General features: G+C 64.1%; 1 protein-coding gene. It reads right to left on the minus strand.

The window, feature by feature from the left end:
- On the minus strand, positions 1-535 hold a 535-nt coding region (locus PI86_RS15130; RefSeq protein ID WP_039324086.1), incomplete at both ends, for an adenosylhomocysteinase.

A 535-nucleotide genomic window follows, 5' to 3' on the forward strand; every position in this document is an offset into this window, starting at 1 on the left:
CACGTCGGTCGCGCGCTTGATGCCGTCGACGAGCGATTCACGGCAGCCGTACAGGTTGTCGAACTTCGACTTCGTGACCGAGTCGTTCACGTTGAACGCCGGGAACGGCAGGCGGCCGTCCTTTTCCATCTGGTACAGGCGGTGCACGCCGGTCGTGGTTTCTTCGGTCACGCCCTTGATGTGCGCGAGGCGCGTCGAGTACCAGGTCGGGTCGGCGTCGAGGTGCGTCGCGATCGACTTGTACAGCGCGACTTCTTCCTCGTTGGTCGGCTTCGCGATCACCGAACGGTCCTTCTCGGCCTTCGAGCCGAGGATCAGCAGCAGCGTGGCATCGCCGCCGTCGTCCAGGATCATGTTCGCGAATTCGCCGTTCGGCCATTCGAAGATGCGGTGCGAGAACTCCCAGTATTCGTCGAGCGACTCGCCCTTGAACGCGAACACCGGCGTGCCGGCTTCGACGATCGCGGCGGCAGCGTGGTCCTGCGTCGAGAAGATGTTGCACGATGCCCAGCGAACGTCCGCGCCGAGCGCCTTC

The sequence above is a fragment of the Burkholderia sp. A9 genome (assembly GCF_000801975.1).